Here is a 20,784-nt window from a genome sequence, read left to right as displayed (position 1 = left end):
GGTCCCAGGTCGCCCCCAGTTTACTGGGCGCTAGCTGAGACTCGGCTGAGTTCGGCGGCGGGGAGGGCCGCCGTCTCTATTGTCCGGCGAGCTGGCGGGCAATGACCAGGCGCTGGATCTGATTGGTGCCCTCGAAGATCTGCATGACCTTCGCCTCGCGCATATAGCGCTCCACCGGGAAGTCCTGGGTGTAGCCATAGCCGCCGAACACCTGCACCGCGTCGGTGGTGACCTTCATCGCGGCGTCGGTGGCGATCAGCTTGGCGACGCTGGCCTGACGCGAGTACGGCAGCCCGGCATCGCGGCGGCGGGCGGCGTCGAGGTAGGTCGCGCGCGCCGAATCCACCGCCGCGGCCATATCGGCGAGAACGAAGCCGAGGCCCTGGTGATCGATGATGTGGCGACCGAAGGCCTCTCGTTCCTTGGCGTAGGCGACGGCATCGTCGAGGGCGCGCTGGGCGAGACCCGTCGCGACCGCGGCGATGCCGAGCCGACCCGAGTCCAAAGCGCTGAATGCGATCGAAAGTCCTTGTCCCTCAACGCCTATCAGATTTTCGGCGGGCAAAAAGGCGTCGTCATAGGCCGCGGTGGTGGTCGGGATGCCGCGCAGGCCCATCTTCTCCTCCGGCTTGCCGAAACTCAGGCCTTCGGTATCGGCGGGCACCAGGAAGCACGAGATTCCGCGCGACCCTTCGCCGGTCCTGGCGAAGAGTGTGTAGAAGTCGGCGCGGCCGCCATTGGTGATCCACGCCTTCGAGCCATTGATCCGATATCCGCCCTCGACCGCGGCGGCCCGGCAGCGCAGTGCGGCCGCATCGGATCCCGCGTGCGGCTCGGAAAGGCTGTAGGCGCCGATGGTTTCGCCGGAGAGCATGGTCGCGAGCCAGCGCTGCTTCTGCTCATCGGTGCCGACGGTGAACAGCGGATGGCAGGACAGGCTGTGCACGCTGACCGCGACGGCGACCGCGGCCCAGCGGCTCGCCAACTCTTCGAGTACCTGCAGATACACCTCGTAGGGCTGATCGCCGCCGCCGAATTCCTCCGGATACGGCAGACTCAGCAGCCCGGCCGCGCCGAGGGCGGGAAAGACGCCGTCGGGGAAGGTTCCGGTCTTCTCGGACTCGACCACGCGCGGCTCGAGCACCTTATCGGCGATCTCGCGGGTGAGTTCGATCAGGTCGCGGGCCTCGGGGGTCGGCAGCATCCGGTCAACAGGCATGTCACCTGTTCTACCCGGTCGGCGCCGCGTCGGGGCAGGGTGGTCGCGTGTGTCCAATTGGACACAGCGTCGCATCGAACTCGACGCCGATAAATGGCGCGTCGGCAATCAACGGTAATTGATCTCCGCTGTGCGAAACTGACCCCGAACAGCTGACAATTTCGAGCGACCTGCAAGCGGTCGCTACGGTTGCACTCCTCACCCTCGGAGGACTGTCCATGAAGAATTCTGTTGCGTCACTGGAGCTACCCGAACCCCTGGTCATAACGCTGGGGAATCTCAAAGGCGGCGTCGGAAAGACCACATCAGCGTTTTTCTTGGCCGCATATTTCGCGCAGATCCATGAATTGCGAGTGCTGGTGATCGACGCCGATCCGCTGAGCCAGACCGGATATTCCTGGTATCGGCGGCTGGTCAAGGGCGGGATCGAGGTGCCGTTCGAGTTGATCGCCTTCCCGTCGCGGCACGTCAACGACTGTATTACCGACAATTCCGCGAAGTACGACGTGATCATCGTCGATGCCGGAGGTGAGTCGGCCGAGATATTCAAGGCCGCCATTCCGCAGAGCGACGAGCTGATTCTGTTGACCAGTGTGAGTCCCTCGGAGGTGAAGCGGGTACCGAGTACGTACAAGGCCGCGGAGGAGGCCGCGATGGATAGCGGCCGCGAGATCCGGGTCCGCGTGCTGATGACCAAGGTGCCGGTGACGATGAAGAACGGCGTGAACGTCTCGACCGAATATCGCACGCAGCGCGGAAATCTGGAGGACGCGGGCTACGACGTATTCCAATCCTATTTGAGCGCGTGGAAGTGGTATCGGGAGGCGGCCGACGGTGAGGTCGGCGAAGGTGCCGAGAATCCGATCGTGGACCTGGGGGAGTATCTCCAGGTCGGGGACGAGTTGGTGAGCCCGTACGGGATCGCGGTGGAGGTGCCGGCCTGATGCCTCCGCAGCGCAGAAAGGGTTCCATCGGATCCGTGGGCAAGGGCTCGATCGGTGGCGTGAATCCCTTGGCGGACAGCGCCGAACACACGCCGCCGGTATCGCCGCTGCGTGACGCCGAGTGGCGTACGGGCGCGCTGAGTGCCGCATCCCTGGATGTGATCGCGCCGCCCGCGAACGCGATCGCACCGATCCCGGATGCGACGGCCCCGCTCGCCGACGTGACCGCACCGCTCGCGGATGCGCTCGCCGGTGCCGATGTGCTGGCGATGCCGCTGCCGGTGCCGAGCGAGGCCGAGTTGGCGGGTCCGCTCGACGCTCGTGAGCAGGCTCAGTTGACGGCCTGCGAATCGTCTATCGACGGTCTGCGCGTCGCCTTCTGGACGGCCGGACGGGCGCTGCAGATCGTGCGGGACGGCCGCCTGTACCGCGATCGGCACGCGACCTTCGACGAGTACGTCGAGCAGCGCTGGGATATGCAGCGGTCGTATGCGCACAAGCTGATTCGGGCTTGGCCGCTCGCCGCCAAACTGCATCCGGTCGCACCCGCCATCAATGAGGGACAGGTCCGCGAGTTGCTGCCGGTCGCGGTCCAGCACGGTGAGGATGCCGCGGTCACGGTGTATACGACGATCGCGGGCACCGATGATGTGAAGGTCACCGCGGGCAAGCTCCGGGAGGCGGTCGCATTGCTGCCGGAGCGGTTCGACAAGGCCGAGGTGGTCGCCCTGCTGCAGGCATGGTTGCGCGGGGAGCTGCGGGACCAGTCGAACCAGCGCGCCGTCGATCTGTTCGCGGCCGTCGAATCGCGATTCGCCGCGCTGACGCGACGAGTTGTCAAGGGCTCGAACAATGATCCGGCGGCCGCGCGTGAATTCGCCGCGAAACTACGAACTCTCGCCAGACAGATCGAGGAACAGATCACCGCGTGAGTGACTTCTTGCCGAAAATGCCCCGTCGCGAAAGCAGTTGCGTGACGGGGCATTTTCGATTAGTTATGATTTTGTTATCGCGATATCGTGTGTTGCGCCTTGTAATTCGCTAGAACTGTCGAAATATAGACGCTCGGATCCACTGGACTACAGATCACCGTGATGGTTTTCGAATCAATTCGAGGTCTTGGTGAAGTCCTACACGCCAACGCAGTACGGCGTCGCACGGCCAGCCAGGACCTTCGATACGAGCATCGGAGGACCGGATCATGGCATCATCTTCGGAGGGTCGATATTCCCGCTTCCTGCGGCGCGCGCTTCCATGGGTCGTCGGCGCAGGGATCGTCGCAGGCGCGGCCATTGCCGCGACACTGCTGGGAGGACAGGCCGCGGCGCAGCCGCTGACGATTCCAGGTATCGGGACATACGAAGTCCCGGACGAGTTTTCGATTCCAACCGCGATTCCCGGCGTCGAATTTTCGACGGAGGGGCATGCATCGCCCGCTTCAATTCCCGCGGTTGCGGAATCCGCTGTTCTTCCCGAATTCGCCCCTGCCGAAGTTCTGGGGAAGGAACTTTCGGCTCCGCTCACAGTTCCGAGTGCGGAATTGCCGGCACGCCTCGCCATTGGCGGCGCGGAACACGCCGTGCCCCTGGCAGTTCCGCATGCCGACCTCCCAACCCGGTCGGGTTTGCTGGCCGCCGTGCGTGCGGCGCTCCCGTTGATTCCTGCGATCGGTGATCGCGTCATTGTCTCGGAACTCGCGCCCATTGCGGTTTGGGGTGCGGAGCGTTCGGCGCTCCCCTCGATTGCCGCGGTTGGTGATTCCGTTGCCCCTGTGCAGGTCGCGCCGAGCGCCGCTTCGGGTAAGGAACTTTCGGCACCGCTTGTGCGTCCCAGTGCGGGATTCGCTGCGCCGCTGCGTGTGCTGGGGATCGAGCGTTCGATGCTGCCATTGGCTGCCGCGTTCGGTGATTCCACTGATCTCGCGGAGGTCGCGCCTTCCAGTAAGGAGCTTTCGGCTCCGCTCGCGGTTCCGGCTGCGGAACTGCCCTCGTCTCTGGTCATCCCCGGCACGGAACTGACGGTTCCCGCTGCGGCGGTCTCGCTCCCATCGGAAGCTCTGGCGGCCGCGCTGTCGGCGCTCCCCGTGGTTCCTGCGATCGGTGATTCCACCGCTCCTGGGCAGCTCGCGCCGGTCGCGGTTCCACCGACGGAACTTTCGACGCCGCTCGCGGTTACCGGTGTGAACTTTTCGGCGCCACTCGCGGTGTTCCGGTTCGGGCGTCCGTCGCCGCTGGCGGTGCCGGGTGCCGAACGCGCGCCGACGGTTCCGGAAATCGAGACCGCAGCGATTCCTGAGACGGCGAATTCAGCGCCGCTGGCACCTCCCGGGTCGGAACGTTCGGCGCCCTCGGCGGCTCAGAGCCCGGTGCCCCTCGGAATTCCGGGTGTCGAGCTGTCGATACCCGCGACGGTTCCGGGGACCGGGATTCCACTGCCCACCGATGTGATCCGTAATCAACTCGCGCTCCTCACCGGTGTCCTCGGCATCGAGCCGCCTACTACGACGCCGGCGCCCGCGTTGTCGCCGCCGCGCACGCACGGCGCGATCGCGGTCGACGCCGCGCGAACCAAAGTCGGCACCGAGTACAGCATGGGCGCGACGGGTCCGGATGCCTTCGACTGTTCCGGTCTGGTGCAGTGGTCTTACGGACAGGCCGGGGTGAAGGTGCCGCGCACGAGCTATGAGCAGCTGTCCGCCGGTACTCCGGTTTCCCGGGACGAATTGGAGCCTGGTGACGTGGTGTCCTTCTATGGCGGCGGTCATTCGGCCCTCTATGCCGGTGACGGCAAGGTCATCCACGCCTCGACCTACGGGGTGGGTGTGACGACGTCGCCGCTGTCCTCGATGCCGTATGCGGGGGCCCGCCGGTACTGACCGCGCGGCCGTCGCCAGCGATATGAAATGTTTCCGTCTCATTTACGTCTTCGTCGGCAGGTCGACTGGCCTGAATGTGTCACACCGACTAAGACAATTAGCTGTTCGAAGCGGAGCGGACCGGTCTGTCGGCGGCCGAGCAGGGGGTGTCGCCGCCGGACCGGTCCGAAGGGGCGGTTTCGTTCCCCGGCCCACCGTTCTATTATCTGCGTATGAATGCAGATAACGACCTAACTCGGCCGCCCCTCGCGGAGGACCAGGTCGGGCTGGTTGTCGAGGTTTTTCGGATGTTGGCGGACTCGACCCGCGTGCAGGTGCTGTGGGCGCTGGTGGATCGGGAGCTGTCGGTCAATGATCTGGCCGGTCTGATCGGCAAACCCAGCCCGTCGGTATCGCAGCATCTGTCGAAGCTGCGGATGGCTCGCCTGGTTCGGACCCGCCGCGCCGGCACCACGATCTTCTACAGCCTGGAGAACGAACACGTCCGCCAGTTGGTCGTCGACGCCGTGTACAACGCCGAACATGCCGGCCCCGGCGTACCCGCGCATCACCGCGGCGATGGGGTGGTGCGCGAACTGCCGTCCCGCGATCAGGCGGTGTCGAAATGAGTCACGAGCGCGATCCCGAACGGTGGCAGGTCATTTCGCACGGACACGGTGAAGATGTCCGGAATGCCCAGGCGCACAGCCATAGTGCGAATGCCGCAAACGGTCGCGGAGACGACCGTGACCACGGACCAGATCACAGCCATAGCCACGGACCGGCGGATGGTCACGAATCCGAGGTCGGGCATCGGCACGGCCACGGGCACGAACATGGCCTGGACCACGACCATGGGCCGGGACCCGGGCATCGACATGGGCACGGTTCCGGACACGGTCACCATCATGCGCACGGTGCGGACCACGACCACGACCATCCGCGCGGTCTGCGGGGCGCGCTTCGCGAGATCTTCGTACCGCACAGCCACGATGCCGCGGACAGTGTCGATGATGCGTTGGAGGCCAGTGCGGTCGGCATTCGTGCGGTGAAGATCAGTCTGGCGGTGCTCGGGGTTACCGCACTGCTCCAAGTGCTGATCGTGGTGGTGTCCGGGTCGGTCGCGTTGGCGGCGGACACCATTCACAACTTTTCCGATGCGCTGACCGCGGTGCCGTTGTGGATCGCATTCGCGCTCGGTCGCCGGGCCGCGACCCGGCGCTATACCTATGGATTCGGGCGGGCCGAGGATCTGGCCGGGTTGTTCGTGGTCGGCATGATCACGCTGTCCGCGATCATCGCCGGATACGAGGCGGTGCGCAGGCTGATCGATCCGGTGCCGATCCAGCATGTGAGCTGGGTGGCGGCGGCGGGGCTGATCGGGTTCATCGGCAATGAGACCGTCGCGCTCTATCGAATCAGGGTCGGGCGGCGCATCGGTTCGGCGGCGCTGGTCGCGGACGGATTGCATGCGCGGACCGACGGATTCACCTCACTGGCGGTGCTGATCGGCGCCGGCGGCGTCGCGCTCGGCTTCCCATTGGCCGACCCCATTGTCGGACTGCTGATCACCGTCGCGATCCTCGCGGTGCTGCGGACGGCGGCACGAGATGTGTTCCGCCGCTTGATGGATGGCGTCGAACCCGCGCTGGTGCACACCGCCGAGGAGGCGTTGGCCGCCGAACCCGGCGTGCTCGGTGTGCGCAGTCTGCGGATGCGCTGGATCGGGCACCGCCTGCACGCGGATGTCGAACTGGACGTCGCCCCGACCATCACCCTGGCCGATGCCCACCGCTTGGCCCACGGCGCCGAGCACACCCTGACCCACGCCATTCCCAAACTGGATACCGCCCTCGTGCACGCCTATCCGGCCCACGTCGCGGCTTGACCCCGGAGTCATCCGGACGCAGAGCGGCAGTGTGACGTGCCTCACGAGGTCGGCGTGAGCTGCGGTAACCAAGGGTGCTTGCCTGCTCATGTGATTCGCGGTCGCCCCTTCCGTCCGACCTACGCTTGGGTAGCATCCGGGGTGTGATGTGGCTCATGGTCGGCAGGCCGCCGTAGCCACCGAAGAAAAGGAGTACCGATGTTGAGCACCATGCAGGACGAGCCGTTGTCGTTGGCGACGTTGCTGCGCTACGCATCGACGTTCTTGGGCGATTCCACCGTATCGACCTGGACCGGCACCGGCGTACGCACGATGACCTACCGTGAGCTGGGCGTCGAATCGGCGCGTTTGGCAAATGCGTTGCGCGGGTTGGGAATTGGTGTCGGTGACCGGGTCGGCACGTTCATGTGGAACAACAACGAGCATATGGTCGCCTATATCGCGGTGCCCGCGATGGGGGCGGTGCTGCACGCGCTCAATATCAGGCTGTTCCCCGAGCAGCTGGTCTATGTGGCCGATCACGCCGAGGACCAGGTGGTGCTGGTGGACGGGACGCTGGTGCCGCTGTTCGGTCAGATCTTGCCGCAGCTGAAGACGGTCCGCCACGTCGTCGTGGTCAACGGTGACGCGGCGACGCTGACCGCGCCCGAGGGCGTCGAGGTGCATTCCTACCGCGAGCTGCTGGCCGCGCAGCCGGATACCTATGACTTCCCGGTGATCGAGGAGCGGTCCGCCGCGGCGATGTGTTACACCTCCGGCACCACTGGTGATCCGAAGGGTGTGGTGTATTCGCATCGCTCCAATTGGTTGCATGCCATGCAGGTCAGCGCGAACAACGGGATGGGGCTGTTCGAAACCGACACGATCTTGGCGATCGTGCCGTTGTTCCATGCGAATGCTTGGGGTTTGCCGTACGCGGCGTTGATGTCGGGTGCGAATCTGTTGATGCCGGACCGGTTCCTGCAGCCGGGTCCGCTGTTGGAGTGCATGGCCGCGCAGAAGCCGTCTTTCGCTGCGGCGGTGCCGACGATCTGGGGTGGGGTGTTGGCGGGGCTGGCGGCGAATCCGCAGGACATCACGCATTTGCGTGCGGTTGTGGTGGGTGGTTCGGCTGTTCCGCCGTCGATGATGCGTACCTTCGAGGACAGCCACGGTGTGCGGGTGCTGCATGCGTGGGGGATGACCGAGACCTCGCCGTTGGGTAGTGTCGCGCATCCGCCCGCGACCGCGGTCACCGCGGAAGACAAGTGGGCCTATCGGGTGACGCAGGGGCGTTTCCCCGCCGGTGTGCGGGCGCGTCTGGTCGGCGACGACGGCAGTGTGGTGGCCAACGATGGTGTGTCGCTGGGTGAGCTGGAAGTGCGCGGGCCGTGGATCACCGGCTCCTACTACTCCCCGGATGGCGCGCCGGTGGATCCGGAGAAGTTCGACGACGGCTGGCTGCGCACCGGCGACGTCGGCAAGATCAGCCCCGATGGTTATCTCACGCTGGTCGATCGTTCCAAGGATGTCATCAAGTCCGGTGGCGAGTGGATCTCCTCGGTGGATCTGGAGAACGCGGTGATAGGCCATCCGGCCGTCGCCGAGGCCGCGGTGATCGGTGTGCCCGATGAGAAGTGGGACGAGCGCCCGCTGGTGGCCATCGTGCTCGCCGACGGTGCCGAGGCGAAGCCGGAGGAGCTGCGTGAATTCCTGGCCGACAAGTTCGCCAAATGGCAACTGCCGGAACGGTGGACCTTCATCGCGGAGGTGCCCAAGACCAGCGTCGGCAAGTTCGACAAGAAGCGCCTGCGCGCGCAGTACGCCGACGGTGAGCTGACGGTCACCACGCTGTCCTGAACGAACGCCCCCGCGTCACCACTCGAGCATGGGCAGTGGTGACGTGGGGTTGGTTCGGATCCGCCGCGCCACCAGTTGCACCAGTCGGCGGTGGAAGCCCTTGTCCGGATAGCGCTTCGCCAACGCGCGATAGGTCGAGCGGGGTACGCCGAAACGTCCGAGTAGGCCGAATTCGACGTCGATGGCGTCTGCTCGGCGGAAGATTTCAATCGGATCGGTACTGCTGCCAGCGGGTCGAATCTTGTGGTGGTGGTCGATCATGGCGACGACCAGATCGGCCAGGTCGGGTCGGTCGATCTGGTCGAGCCACTGCAGGGCGAGGTCGGCGGAGGGCGCGAGGTAGTCGAAGGTGCCCGCAGTCCAGATGCCCAGGTCGTGAAAGGCCGCGGCCGTCAGGTACTCCTCGCGGGTGCTCGGCACGGGCACCGAGCCACCGGCGAGTAGATCGCACAACTCCAGCACCCGCAGCACATGATTGGTATAGGCCACGCGATCCGAACCGAGTTGCGGCAGCCAAGGATCGAGGCGCCTGTCGACCTCGTCACGAAGATCGTTGCTGCTCATGCGCGCTCACATTACGCGCGATACCGCCGATGCGGCGGGAGCATCGGCGGTATCGCCCAGCACCGCGGCGCGGCCGGAAGTCCGTGCCGCGCCGCGGTTTCGTGCTGTTGATCAGCAGTTACGGAGTTCGGGGCTCTGGTTCAGCAGTTGGGCGCGCGTCCCGATGAAGGTGGTGTAGGTGTCGCCGCCGACCGCGGAGATCGGGAAGGCCGCTACCCGGTGGCAGTTCTGGAAGGCGAGTTTGACGTTGAAGTGGCGTTCCAGGCCGCCGCGGATGGCATCGGAGGCCATGGCGCGCAGGAGTTGTCCACGGGCCACCTCATCGGGCGGCGCAACGACATTGTCGGCGAATTCGACTGTGCCGGAATGCAGTTCACCGGCCACCCGGCTGACGACCTCCCAGGCGTAGGGGAGGGAGATCCGGACAACCTCGACGAAGTCGGCGTCGTCGACCTCGCCGCGTTCGGCGCGTTCGAGTAGGGCGGTGGGAACATCGAGGGACATAGCGCTCTCCTGACCTGGATGGCTGTTGCGATGCCCCTCGATTCTAATCGGAAACTGTTGTCAACAAGACTGGATTCGTCCCGAAAGTGCTGTGGTCAGTGCGGTTTTCGCATCCGCGGCCAGCTGCCGGATCAGATCGCCGGCCGGTAACTCGGGTGCCAGTTCGTGGGTCTGGCCCGCCCACATATTCACCTCCTCCGGGTTGCCCGCCGCCCGCGCGGCGGCCCGTAACGGCGCTGTGGCGTAATGGATTTCCGGGTAGGCGGCCGGTGCCGTCGCGGTGTGTTCGTCCATGAACCGATTGCGCAGGCCGCGCGCCCGGCGGCCGGTGAACGCACGGGTCAGCATGGTCGGGGTCGCGGTGCTCAGTGCGGCGCGGTGCATCGCATTGGTGCCCGCCTCCGGGCAGCGCAGGAAGACGGTGCCGAGTTGGACGGCCGACGCGCCCGCCGCGAGTGCTGCCGCGATGCCAGCGCCGGTGGTGATGCCGCCGGTGGCCACGATCGGCCGTTCCACGGCGGCGTTGAGCAGTTGCAGCAGGGCGAGCAGTCCCAGTGGATCGGTGGCGTCATCGGCGACGCGATCGACGAAGGCGGCGCGGTGCCCGCCCGCCTCGGCCCCCTGTGCGATCAGCACATCGGCGCCCGCCTCGACCGCGATCCGGCCCTCGGCGACCGAGGTCACCGTCACCCACACCTCCGAGCCCGCCGCGTGCAGCCGGGAGATCTCCGCGGCGCTGGGGCAGCCGAAGGTGAATGTGACCACCGAGACCGGGGTGTCGACGAGTAGGTCCAGCTTGGCGTCCCAGTCGTCGGTGTCGTACTTCGGCGTGCCGAGTTCGTGCGTGCGACCCAGCTCGGCCAGGTAGTCGGCGAAGCCCTCGGGCGGGGCGGCGGGTCCGGGGGTGAAGAGATTCACCCCGATCGGCGCGGTGGTGAGTTCGCGCGTGGCCGCGAGTCTTGCCGCGGTATCGGCGACGGTCAGATATCCGGCGGCCAGCAGTCCGAGCCCGCCCGCCGCGGAAACCGCCGCGGTCAACTCCGGAGTGGACGGTCCGCCCGCCATCGGCGCCAGCACGATCGGAATGCTCGATTCGTCGAGGATCACGCATCTCAGTCTGGCCCATCGGCGGTGGCTGGTGACCGGCGCGGGTCGCCCGAACGTCACGGGTCCGTGATGTCCGGTTAGTCGTCTGACCAGGCTCTTACCTGGAACTTCGGACGAAAGGTTGCGGAATGGTCACGACCGGGTAGAGTTCCCATCACAACGGACACCGAAACGTTACATAGTTCGGAACCGGCGAATCGTTACAGAACGGTCGGGGCCGACTCGGGATCCATTGAGCCACTGTAGGTCGAGCGCTAGGACCAGCTTTGTCGCAGCATCGGGTAGGCCCCAGTTCCATAACCGTCATGAGCCTCATCGGTGAAGGCGGTACGGGTCGGCCGACGCGGCATCGCGCCGAGCCGTCGACCACCGATCGGGTGAAGGTCGCGGCCGGTGTCGCGGTCGCCGCCGGTGCGCTCATCGGCGCCACCGCCCAGGTCGCTCCGGCCATCGCCGCCCCGCTGCTGCCGGGGGCGCACGACGGGGACGAGGAAGCCGCCGCGCCCATCACGTTCAAGGGCACGGCGGAGTTACCCGTCGAAGAGGTCAAGGCCGCGGCTCCGGTCGCCGAGGTCGCGCAGGCCGTCGCCACTCCGGTGGCCGCGCCGGTCGCGGCTCCGGTCTCCAACCCGTTCGGCATCGGCGGTCTGCCGCCGGAGATCGCGGGCCCGCTGGCCCAGGTCGAACAGGTCCTCAAAGGCGCACAGCAGCAGATCGCCCCGGCCGCCGCGGTGCGGCCGGTCGCCGGTGCGATCAGCTCCGGATTCGGTTCCCGCTGGGGCGAATTCCATTACGGCCTCGACTTCGCCGACCAGCTCGGCGCCCCCATCCACTCGGTGAGCAATGGCACCGTCATCGAGGCGGGCCCGGCCTCCGGCTTCGGCCTCTGGGTCCGGGTGCAGCAGGACGACGGCACCATCGCGGTCTACGGCCACGTGAACGAGATGTTCGTGCAGGCGGGTCAGCGGGTGAACGCGGGCGATGTCATCGCCACCGTCGGCAACCGCGGCAATTCGACCGGACCGCATCTGCACCTGGAGATCTGGGATCAGAACGGCAGTAAGGTCGATCCGATGCCGTACCTTGCCGCCAAGGGTGTCCCGCTCCAGTGGGGCCCGTCGGCGCACTGATTTTCTTGCCCGGCTTGAGATTTCGACGTTCACAAGGCCCCCGCGGCGACCGGTCGGTCGTTAGGCTCGGGCCCGTGAGCGAGCGGAGTGCCGGCGAGGTGCAGTCATGACCGAGCTGGGCGATATCTTCGAGCCGGGATCACCGCATGGGCGCACCTACGCCGTGCTGGTGCATCATCCGCGTTCCAGTCTGGCCGAGATCGCGGGATATCTAGGTGTCTCGAGCGAGGCCGCGTCCGCATCGCTGGAGGTGCTGACGGGGCTGCAGGCCGCGGTCAGCCAGCTGTCTGCCGACGGCGAGGCCATCTGGGACGCGCACGCTCCCGAATCGCTGTCGGAGGCCGAGGCGCGGCGCAGACAGCAGGAGATCAACCAGATGCACGCCGCGGCCGCGCGACTCAGCGAGACCTTTCGATCGGTGCGGCGCTCACCGCGCACCAATGGCGCGATCGTTCCGGTCTTCGAACGCATGGAGATGCTGGCGGATTTCGAAGAGGTGCAGACCTCGGCCCACACCAGCGTCAAGGTGATCGAACGCGGTCCCTTTCTCAGCGATCCGGAGCGCGAGCGACAGTTGTTCCTGCTCAAGCGTGCTCGGATCGGCGAGGGCATTCGCTATCAGACGCTCTATCAGGACACCATCTACCAGGACGCGGAGCGGCTGCGGCACGCGCTGGCCACCAATGCCAGCGGCGCACAGGCGCGTACGCTGCCCGAACCGCCGTTCAAACTGATCATCAGCGATGACGAGCGGGCCAGCCTGGTGCTGCATGTCGATGAGCGGCGGCCGGATCCGATGGGTCTGCGCATCACCGGATCGCCGGGGCTGCGGCTGCTGGTGAAGACATTCGACGTGCTGTGGTCGCTGGCCGCGCCGATTTCGGTGAATCCGTCGGCCGACGAGCTCGACGAGCGGGACAAGGCCATCCTGACCCTGATGGGTTTGGGTGCGACCGATGACACCATTGCCCGCAGGCTCGGCATGTCCCGGCGAACTGTGGTCCGGCGCACAGCGCGGCTGTTGGAGCGCCTCGGCGCCAGCACCCGCTTCCAGGCCGGTGTGCAGGCGACCAGGCGAGGATGGTTGTGACTTGGGCCACTGAGCGGCTCGAGTGGACAACATGGGACGAATGCTGAACGATCAGTGAACGATTAGTGACCCGGGAAGTTTGTGGGCTTGTGTCACAACGAATTCGGAGGTAATAGGACACCCTCCGTGATTCGCGGATAGTTAGCTCTCTACGATGTCCCGATTGCGTTACGCGGCGGCGAGCGCGGCGGCGGTATTCCGCGTCCGGCAGTTCGGCGCTGCGATGTGTTTGATGTGAAAGGCGAATGGTTTTGAATGGATAGGGCTCGACAATCTGTTCGGACCAGCCGTCGACGCCGTGCCAGCGCCCCGCTGTTCGGGCAGCTGCTGACGGCAGCCGTCGATGCCGCCGCCGATGCGGTGGCCATCCGCTTCAACCCCACCGATGACCCCGCCACCCAGCGCGAACTGACCTATCGCGAATTCGACGAGGCGTCCTCGCGGCTGGCCAGAGAGCTGATCGCGCGCGGCATCGGCCCCGGCGACATTGTGGCTACCGCGCTGGCCCGCTCGATCGAATCGGTCCTCGCGGTGTGGGCGATCGCGAAGACGGGCGCGGCCTATGTTCCGGTCGATCCGGCCTATCCCGCCGAGCGGATCGCGCATATGGTGTCGGATTCCGGTGCCGTGCTCGGGCTGACCACATCGGCGCATCGTGCGGCGCTCGGCGATGCGGTCGACTGGATCGAACTGGACGATCCGGTGGCGGCCGCGCGGATCGCCGACCGGCCCGAACGACCGATCTCCTACGCCGATCGGGTTCGTCGCCTGGATGAACGGCATCCGGCCTATGTCATCTACACCTCGGGTTCCACCGGTCGACCCAAGGGCGTCGTGGTCACGCATGCCGGATTGGCCGGGCTGGCCGCGATCGGGCAGCGGTACGCGCTGACCGGTGCCTCGCGGGTCACCCACCTCAGCTCGCCGAGCTTCGACTTCTCACTGATGGAACTGCTGTTCACCTTCTCGGCGGGTGCGACGCTGGTGATCGCGCCGCCGACGGTGTTCGGCGGTGTCGAACTGGCGGATCTGCTGCGCCGGGAGCGGGTCACGCATCTGCTGATCACCCCGGGTGCGCTGGAATCGGTCGATCCGGCCGGATTGGACGAGCTGCGCGTGGTGGTCGCCGGTGGCGACAAACTGGGCGCCGAACTGGTCGACCGTTGGGCTCGCAATGGCCGCGCCGTCTTCAATGCGTATGGCCCGACCGAGGTGACGGTCATGGTCACCACCGGGCAGATGGTGCCCGGTGCGCCGGTCACCCTCGGCGGCACGGTCGCGGGTGTCGGGGCTTTTGTGCTGGATTCGCGCCTGCGTCCGGTGCCGGCGGGGGTTGTCGGCGAGCTCTATCTGGCCGGGTCCGCGCTGGCACAGGGGTATCTCGGACGGCGCGGACTGACCGCGGAGAGGTTCGTGGCCAGTCCGTTCGGTGCGGAGGCCGATAGTCCGGGTGCGCGTTTGTATCGCACCGGAGATCTGGTGCGACGCGGTGACGGCGGCGTGCTGGAATACCTGGGCCGCTCCGACTTCCAGGTGAAGATTCGCGGTCTGCGCGTCGAGCTCGGCGAGATCGACAATGCGCTGACCGCGCATCCGGATGTGGATTTCGCGGCCACGCTCGGCCGCGTCCTGCCCTCCGGTGCGACCGCGCTGGTGTCCTATGTGCTGCCGCGCGCGGGGGCCGTTGTGGATACCGCCGACCTGTTGACCGCGCTCGAGCGGTCGCTGCCCGCGTACATGGTGCCCGCCGCCATTGTGGTGCTCGATGCGATCCCTTTGACGCCGGTGGGCAAGCTGGATCGGGCCGCGCTGCCGGATCCGGTCTTCGCCGCGCGCGAGTTCCGCGCACCGTCGACGCGGGTGGAGCAGGTCGTCGCCGATGTGTTCGCGGCGCTATTGCTCGCCGACGGTGCCGCGGCGCGAGCGACGGGCCCGGAGGCGGTAGCGGAGCGTGAGCACGCAGGGCACCGGGAGCGCCGTGAATCGGACACTGTCGCGCGGGTCGGTGTCGATGACGACTTCTTCGCACTCGGCGGCAATTCGCTGTTGGCCGCGCAGGCCGCCGGGCGCATCGGTACGGCACTGGGGACGCGGATACCGGTGCAGCTGGTCTTCGAGGCGCCCGGCGTCGCCCAGCTCGCGCAGCGGGTGACGGCACACGTCGGCGCCTCGGCCGGGCATGCGCTGTGTGCGCAGCCGCGCGCCGGCCGGATTCCGCTGTCCTATGCGCAGCAGCGGATGTGGTTCCTGAACCGATTCGATCCGGCCAGCGGTGTCAACAACATCCCGCTCGCGGTGCGGTTGTCCGGTGCGCTCGATATCGAGGCCTTGCGGGCCGCGACGCGCGATCTGGTACTGCGGCACGAGGTGTTGCGGACGGTGTACCCGGAGCTCGATGGCGAGGGCAGTCAACTCGTCTTGCCGATCGAGGACGTCCGCGCGGTACCGGAACTCGAGACCATCGCCGCGACCGGGGCGGATCTGCCCGAGCTGGTTACCGCGGCGGTCGTCGCCGGATTCGATGTCTGTGTCGCGCCGCCGATCCGCCTGCGACTGCTGCGACTCGGCGAATCCGACCAGGTGCTGGTGTGCGTGGTGCACCACATCGCGGCCGACGGATTCTCCATGGGACCGCTGGTGCGTGATCTCATGTCCGCCTATTCGATCCGGGCGGGCGGTGCGCGGCCGCGGTGGCAGCCGCTCGAGGTGCAGTACGCCGACTACGCGATCTGGCAGCGGGCGATGCTGGGCGCCGAGGACGATGCGCAATCGCTGCTCGCGCGCCAGATCGCCTTCTGGCGCGCCGAATTGGCCGGACTGCCGGAGCAATTGGCGCTGCCCATCGATCGGCCGCGGCCCGCGGTGCTGTCCAGCCGCGGTGCGGTATTCGCCTTCGAGATCGATGCCCAGGTGCATACGGCGCTGGAGCGGCTGGCGCGAAGCCATAATTCGACGCTGTTCATGGTGGTGCACGCCGCGTTGGCAGTAGTGCTGTCGCGACTGGCCGGAACCACCGATATCGCCATCGGAACCCCTGTTGCCGGTCGTGGGGAGAGCGCGCTCGACAATTTGATCGGGATGTTCGTCAATACGCTGGTGCTGCGCGGCGAGGTCGATTCCGAACTTTCGTTCGACGAGTTGCTGCGTAACTTCCGTCGCACCGATGTGGCGGCCTTGGGCCATGCCGATGTGCCATTCGAGCGACTGGTCGAACTGCTCGATCCGGTGCGGTCGATGGGGCGGCATCCGCTGTTCCAGGTGATGCTGACCTTCCAGAACATGGCGCAGCCGGAGCTGGAGCTGCCCGGACTCACCATATCGGGAATCGAACTCGGTGTCGTACAGTCGAAATTCGACCTCGAACTGACCGTGGTGCCGCGCGATGACAACGGCGCGGCGAATGGTCTGGCGGCGTCGTTCACCTATGCCACCGATCTTTTCGACGAGGCGACGGTGGCGGGCTTCGCCCGGCGGCTGAACGGCGTGCTGGCCACGGTGGCCGATGATCCGCACCGGGCGGTCGGGGAGATCGAGTTGCTCGAGCCCGCGGAGCGGCAGCGGATCCTGCGGGACTGGAACAACACCGCACATCCGGTGGCTCCGGAATTGCTGCTCGATGGGTATCTGCATGCCGCGCTGGCGTATCCGGATGCGGTCGCGGTGGCCTACGAGGGAACCGAACTCACCTATCGTGAATTCGACGAGCGCGTCAACCGGCTCGCGCGGCTGCTGATCCAGCGCGGTGTCGGCGCGGAATCCCTAGTGGGACTGGCGCTTCGGCGTTCGCTCGACCTGGTGGTCGGCATGTATGCGATTGTCACCGCCGGTGGCGCGTACGTGCCGCTGGATCCGGATCACCCTCGGGAGCGGATCGCGCACATTCTCGACACCGCGGCACCGGTCTGCGTGCTGACGACATCGGATGTGGTCGCGGTCTCGGACGCGATACCGGTTGTGCACCTGGATACCGTTGAGCTCGGGGCATTTTCGGGGACACCGGTGGCGGCCGACGAACTGCTGCGGCCGGTATCGCGGGACCATCCCGCCTACGTGATCTTCACTTCGGGGTCCACCGGTCGCCCGAAAGGCGTTGCGGTCACCCACGCGGCCATCAATAACCAGATCCAGTGGATGCTCGCGCACTACCCGCTCGGTCCCGATGATGTGTATCTGCAGAAAACCGCCACGACATTCGACGTATCCCTCTGGGGATATTTCATGCCGCTGCGGGCCGGCGCCAAGCTGGTGGTCGCCACGCCCGACGGCCACCGCGACCCCGCCTATCTCGCGGAAATGATTGCCGCACAACGCGTTACCGTCACCGATTTCGTGCCGTCGATGCTGGCCGTCTTCGCCGCGCACCTGACACCGGGATCCTGCCCGACGCTGCGCGATATCTTCGTGATCGGCGAGGCGCTGCCGCCGGAGACGGTGACCGCCGTGCGCGCGGTATCGGATGCGGCGGTGCACAACCTGTACGGGCCGACCGAGGCAGCGGTATCGGTGACCGCGTGGCGGGCGCAGCCGCTGGAGCAGACCTGTGTGCCGATCGGTCTGCCGCAGTGGAACTCTCGGGTCTATGTGCTGGATTCGCGATTGCGGCCGGTGCCGGCGGGTGTCGTCGGTGAGCTGTATCTGGCCGGTGTCCAGCTGGCGCGCGGCTATGTGGCCCGGCCCGATCTGACGGCGGATCGCTTCGTCGCCGATCCGTTCACCCCGGGTGCGCGGATGTACCGCACCGGTGACCTCGTCGTCTGGCGCGAGCACCCGCACCGGTTGGAGTACCTGGGCCGCACCGACTTCCAGGTGAAGTTCCGCGGCCAGCGCATCGAACTCGGCGAGATCGAAACGGCATTACTGGCCCAGCCCTCGGTGAGCCAGTCGGTCGCGGTGGTCACGCCGACGGGTGACCAGCTGGTCGGATATGTGGTGCCGCTGCCCGGCCAGCGGGTCGAACCGGGGGAATTGCTGACCGCGGTGTCCGAAGTGCTTCCGGCATATATGGTTCCGGCTGCCATCGTGGTGCTGGACGCCTTCCCGTTGAATACCAGCGGCAAACTCGATCGCAAGGCGCTGCCCGCGCCGACCTTCACCGCGCGCGAGTTCCGCGCCCCGATCACTTCGACGCAGGAGATCGTCGCGGCCGTCTTCGCCGAGGTGCTCGGGATGCAGCGGGTCGGACTCGACGACGACTATTTCGCGCTCGGCGGCAACTCACTGCTGGCCACCCGGGTCGTCGCGCGGATCAACGATGCGCTCGATACGCATATCGCGGTGCGCGATCTGTTCGAGACCTCGACCGTCGCCGCACTGGCGGACCGGGTCGTCCCCGGCACCGGCTGCGCCGCCGCCGCACGAGTGCCGCTGACCCGGGCCGAACGCCCCACTCGGGTACCGCTTTCCCTTGCCCAGCAACGGATGTGGGTGCTCAACCGGATCGATCCGGAGTCCCCGGCATACAACCTGCCCTTCGCGATCCGGCTGACCGGCACGCTCGATGTCGAGGCGCTGCGCCGGGCCGTCGAGGATGTGCTGGTGCGCCACGATGCGCTGCGCACCCGGTTCCCGACGGCGGGTACCGGCGGGCAGGCGTATCAGGAGATCCTGCCGGTCGCCGGGGTGCTGCCCAATGGACTCGAGGTCGAGACCGCCGCCGATATCCGCGGCCGGGTCGTCGAGCTGGTATCGGCCGGATTCGATGTCACCGAACAGGCACCCGTGCGAGCCCGGCTGCTGGTCGATGCCGCGGCGGATGAGCATGTGCTCGTCGTTGTCGTGCACCACATTTCGGCCGACGGTGCCTCCCTCGCGCCATTGGCTCGGGATCTGGCGACCGCCTATCTGGCCCGGGTCGGCGGCACCGCGCCCGGTTGGTCGCCGCTCGCGGTGCGGTACGCGGACTACGCGCTCTGGCAGCGCGCGGTCATCGGTACCGAGGACGATGAGAACTCGGTGGCCGCACGGCAATTGGCGTACTGGCGCGAGCAGCTTTCCGGACTGTCGACGGCACAGGTGCTGCCGCTGGATCATCCGCGCCCGACAACCCCGTCGGGTCGGGGTGCGTCGGTCGGCTGGAGTGTCTCCGCCGGGGTGCACGAAGGTCTGGTCCTTATCGCGCGCGAGCATCGATCCTCGCTGTTCATGGTGGTGCACGCCGCACTGGCGGCACTGCTCGCCCGGCTGTCGGGCGGTTCGGATATCGCGATCGGCTCGCCGATCTCCGGTCGCGGTCAGCGGGCGCTCGACGATCTGGTCGGCATGTTCGTCAACACACTGGCACTGCGCACCGCGGTCGACCGCGGCATGGCCTTCGACGAGCTCGTCGAGCGCACGCGGGCGACGGATCTGGCCGCGTTCGCCCATGCCGACCTGCCGTTCGAGCGGGTGGTCGAGGCGGTGGCACCCGGCCGTGGCGCGGCATCGCAGCATCCGCTGTTCCAAGTGATGCTGGCGTTCCAGAATCTGGAGCAGCCGAGTCTGGAACTGCCGGAGTTGACCGTCGCGGCCCTGGACGCGGGCGATATCGTCGCCAAATTCGATCTGCAGGTGGTCGTCGAACCGCGTCAGCTCGTCGACGGACAGCCCGGCGAGCTGGTCATCGTATTCACCTATGCCACCGACCTTTTCGAGGAATCGACGGTACGCGGGCTCGGGCGCATGCTGGAGCGGATTCTGGCCGCGGTGGTCGCCGATCCGCGGGCGCGCATCGGCGGCATCGATATTCTCGACGCCGACGAGCGCGATGGTGTGCTCACCGCCGGTGCCGCGCAGTGCGATGCGGCCACCGGCGGAACCGAGCTGACCCACCTGCTGACCGCCGCGGCGGAGGACGATCCGGACGCGCCCGCCCTGGTGTGGGGCGAGCGGGAAATGCCGTATCGGGAGCTCGACGCTCGATCATCACGGCTGGCCAGAGTGCTGATCGGGCGCGGCTGCGGGCCGGGCACCGGTGTCGCGATCCGGTTGGATCGCGGTGCCGATTGGGCGGTGGCGGCCTGGGCGGTGCTCAAGGCGGGCGCGGCGCTGGTGCTGCTCGCCTCGGCCGGGGAAGCGGTGCCCGCCGGGTGTGAGGTGCGGATCGGGTTGACCGCCGGCACCGATCCGGTCGGCGGCGACATCGACTGGCTGCGGCTCGATGATCCCGCGACCATCGCCGACATCGCGGCGCAATCGTCGCGACCGGTCAACCACGCGAATCGGACCGGGGTGCTCTGCGGTTCGGATCCGGCCCTCGTCGCCGCCGCGACCGGCGCGCGGATGACCTATGACGAGGTGGCGACCGCGGCGGATCGGTTGCGCATTCGCACCGGGCTGACCTTCGAATCACGCACCTTCCAGCACGGACGGTCCGATTCGGCGGCGGCGCTGCTCGAGGTGGTCGGAGCGGGCGCGACCGGGGCCAGTCTGATCGTGGTGCCGGGCGTGGAGACCGATCTCGGTGCCTCACTCGCCGAGGAGTGGGTGACGCATCTGATCGCCGATCGGGCCGCGCTGGATGCCATTGATACGACCCGGCTCGCGGATCTGCGGGCGGTGGTGCTCGAGCGCGGATCATCCGCCGGGGTCGCGCTGCCGGGGTCGTCCGAGGTCGTCCTGCTGGACGAGTTGCTTTCGGTGGGGTGGCGCTGAGGGTTCGACAATGCGT

The 20,784-nt window shown here is 67.0% G+C and carries 14 protein-coding genes; 9 read left to right on the top strand and 5 right to left on the bottom strand.

Annotated features, from left to right (window positions below):
* Positions 1–76: 76 nt before the first annotated feature.
* Entirely contained in the window at positions 77–1,219 is a 1,143-nt protein-coding gene (locus tag ACQP2D_RS39755) for an acyl-CoA dehydrogenase family protein (protein WP_433681034.1), read from the bottom strand.
* 218 nt (positions 1,220–1,437) lie between these two features.
* On the opposite strand from ACQP2D_RS39755, the gene ACQP2D_RS39750 reads away from it, so the two are divergent.
* The 4 genes from ACQP2D_RS39750 (at position 1,438) to ACQP2D_RS39735 (ending at position 5,646) form a co-directional block, all read left to right on the top strand.
* Positions 1,438–2,163 (top strand): ParA family protein, encoded by a 726-nt coding sequence (locus ACQP2D_RS39750; protein ID WP_433681033.1) that lies wholly within the window; start codon positions 1,438–1,440, stop codon positions 2,161–2,163.
* Positions 2,163–3,095, top strand: coding sequence for a hypothetical protein (locus ACQP2D_RS39745; protein ID WP_433681032.1), 933 nt, complete (start codon positions 2,163–2,165; stop codon positions 3,093–3,095). Before ACQP2D_RS39750 ends, ACQP2D_RS39745 begins: the two co-directional genes overlap by 1 nt.
* 647 nt (positions 3,096–3,742) lie before the next feature.
* Positions 3,743–5,038 (top strand): NlpC/P60 family protein, encoded by a 1,296-nt coding sequence (locus ACQP2D_RS39740; protein ID WP_433681031.1) that lies wholly within the window; start codon positions 3,743–3,745, stop codon positions 5,036–5,038.
* A gap of 212 nt (positions 5,039–5,250) precedes the next feature.
* Positions 5,251–5,646, top strand: a complete 396-nt coding sequence (locus ACQP2D_RS39735; RefSeq protein WP_433681030.1) for an ArsR/SmtB family transcription factor — start codon at positions 5,251–5,253, stop codon at positions 5,644–5,646.
* On the opposite strand, the gene ACQP2D_RS39730 is transcribed toward ACQP2D_RS39735, so the two are convergent.
* On the bottom strand, positions 5,628–5,945 hold the full coding sequence (locus ACQP2D_RS39730) for a hypothetical protein (protein WP_433685985.1): 318 nt from the start codon (positions 5,943–5,945) through the stop codon (positions 5,628–5,630). The genes ACQP2D_RS39735 and ACQP2D_RS39730 overlap by 19 nt on opposite strands.
* Between ACQP2D_RS39730 and ACQP2D_RS39725 the strand changes: the two genes are divergently transcribed.
* On the top strand, positions 5,859–6,905 hold the full coding sequence (locus ACQP2D_RS39725) for a cation diffusion facilitator family transporter (protein ID WP_433685905.1): 1,047 nt from the start codon (positions 5,859–5,861) through the stop codon (positions 6,903–6,905). The two genes, ACQP2D_RS39730 and ACQP2D_RS39725, sit on opposite strands and share 87 nt — an antisense overlap.
* A 198-nt stretch (positions 6,906–7,103) precedes the next feature.
* Entirely contained in the window at positions 7,104–8,744 is a 1,641-nt protein-coding gene (locus ACQP2D_RS39720) for a long-chain fatty acid--CoA ligase (RefSeq protein ID WP_433681029.1), read from the top strand.
* 15 nt (positions 8,745–8,759) lie between these two features.
* Here the strand turns inward: ACQP2D_RS39720 and ACQP2D_RS39715 are convergent, their stop codons facing one another.
* From ACQP2D_RS39715 to ACQP2D_RS39705, 3 genes are all read right to left on the bottom strand, one after another.
* A complete protein-coding gene (locus ACQP2D_RS39715) occupies positions 8,760–9,308 on the bottom strand; it encodes a hypothetical protein (protein ID WP_433681028.1) in 549 nt (182 codons plus the stop codon).
* A 111-nt stretch (positions 9,309–9,419) separates the two neighbouring features.
* A complete protein-coding gene (locus ACQP2D_RS39710) occupies positions 9,420–9,812 on the bottom strand; it encodes an SCO5389 family protein (RefSeq protein WP_433681027.1) in 393 nt (130 codons plus the stop codon).
* Positions 9,813–9,872: 60 nt separating this feature from the next.
* Positions 9,873–10,919, bottom strand: a complete 1,047-nt coding sequence (locus ACQP2D_RS39705; protein WP_433681026.1) for an NAD(P)H-dependent flavin oxidoreductase — start codon at positions 10,917–10,919, stop codon at positions 9,873–9,875.
* Between the two features lie 305 nt (positions 10,920–11,224).
* Here ACQP2D_RS39705 and ACQP2D_RS39700 point away from each other — a divergent pair, with 305 nt between their 5' ends.
* The 3 genes from ACQP2D_RS39700 (at position 11,225) to ACQP2D_RS39690 (ending at position 20,768) form a co-directional block, all read left to right on the top strand.
* Positions 11,225–12,049 carry a M23 family metallopeptidase gene (locus ACQP2D_RS39700; protein WP_433681025.1) on the top strand — a complete coding sequence of 275 codons (825 nt, stop codon included), beginning with the start codon at positions 11,225–11,227 and terminating at the stop codon, positions 12,047–12,049.
* 106 nt (positions 12,050–12,155) lie between these two features.
* A complete protein-coding gene (locus ACQP2D_RS39695) occupies positions 12,156–13,139 on the top strand; it encodes a DNA-binding response regulator (protein ID WP_433681024.1) in 984 nt (327 codons plus the stop codon).
* A gap of 255 nt (positions 13,140–13,394) precedes the next feature.
* Positions 13,395–20,768, top strand: coding sequence for an amino acid adenylation domain-containing protein (locus tag ACQP2D_RS39690; RefSeq protein ID WP_433681023.1), 7,374 nt, complete (start codon positions 13,395–13,397; stop codon positions 20,766–20,768).
* Positions 20,769–20,784: the final 16 nt, after the last annotated feature.

Origin of the sequence: Nocardia sp. CA-119907 (assembly GCF_050955995.1) — a bacterium.
Classification (GTDB): Bacteria; Actinomycetota; Actinomycetes; order Mycobacteriales; family Mycobacteriaceae; genus Nocardia.
The sequence above is the reverse complement of the archived record's forward strand: the minus strand, read 5'-3'. Positions and strand labels throughout refer to the sequence as shown.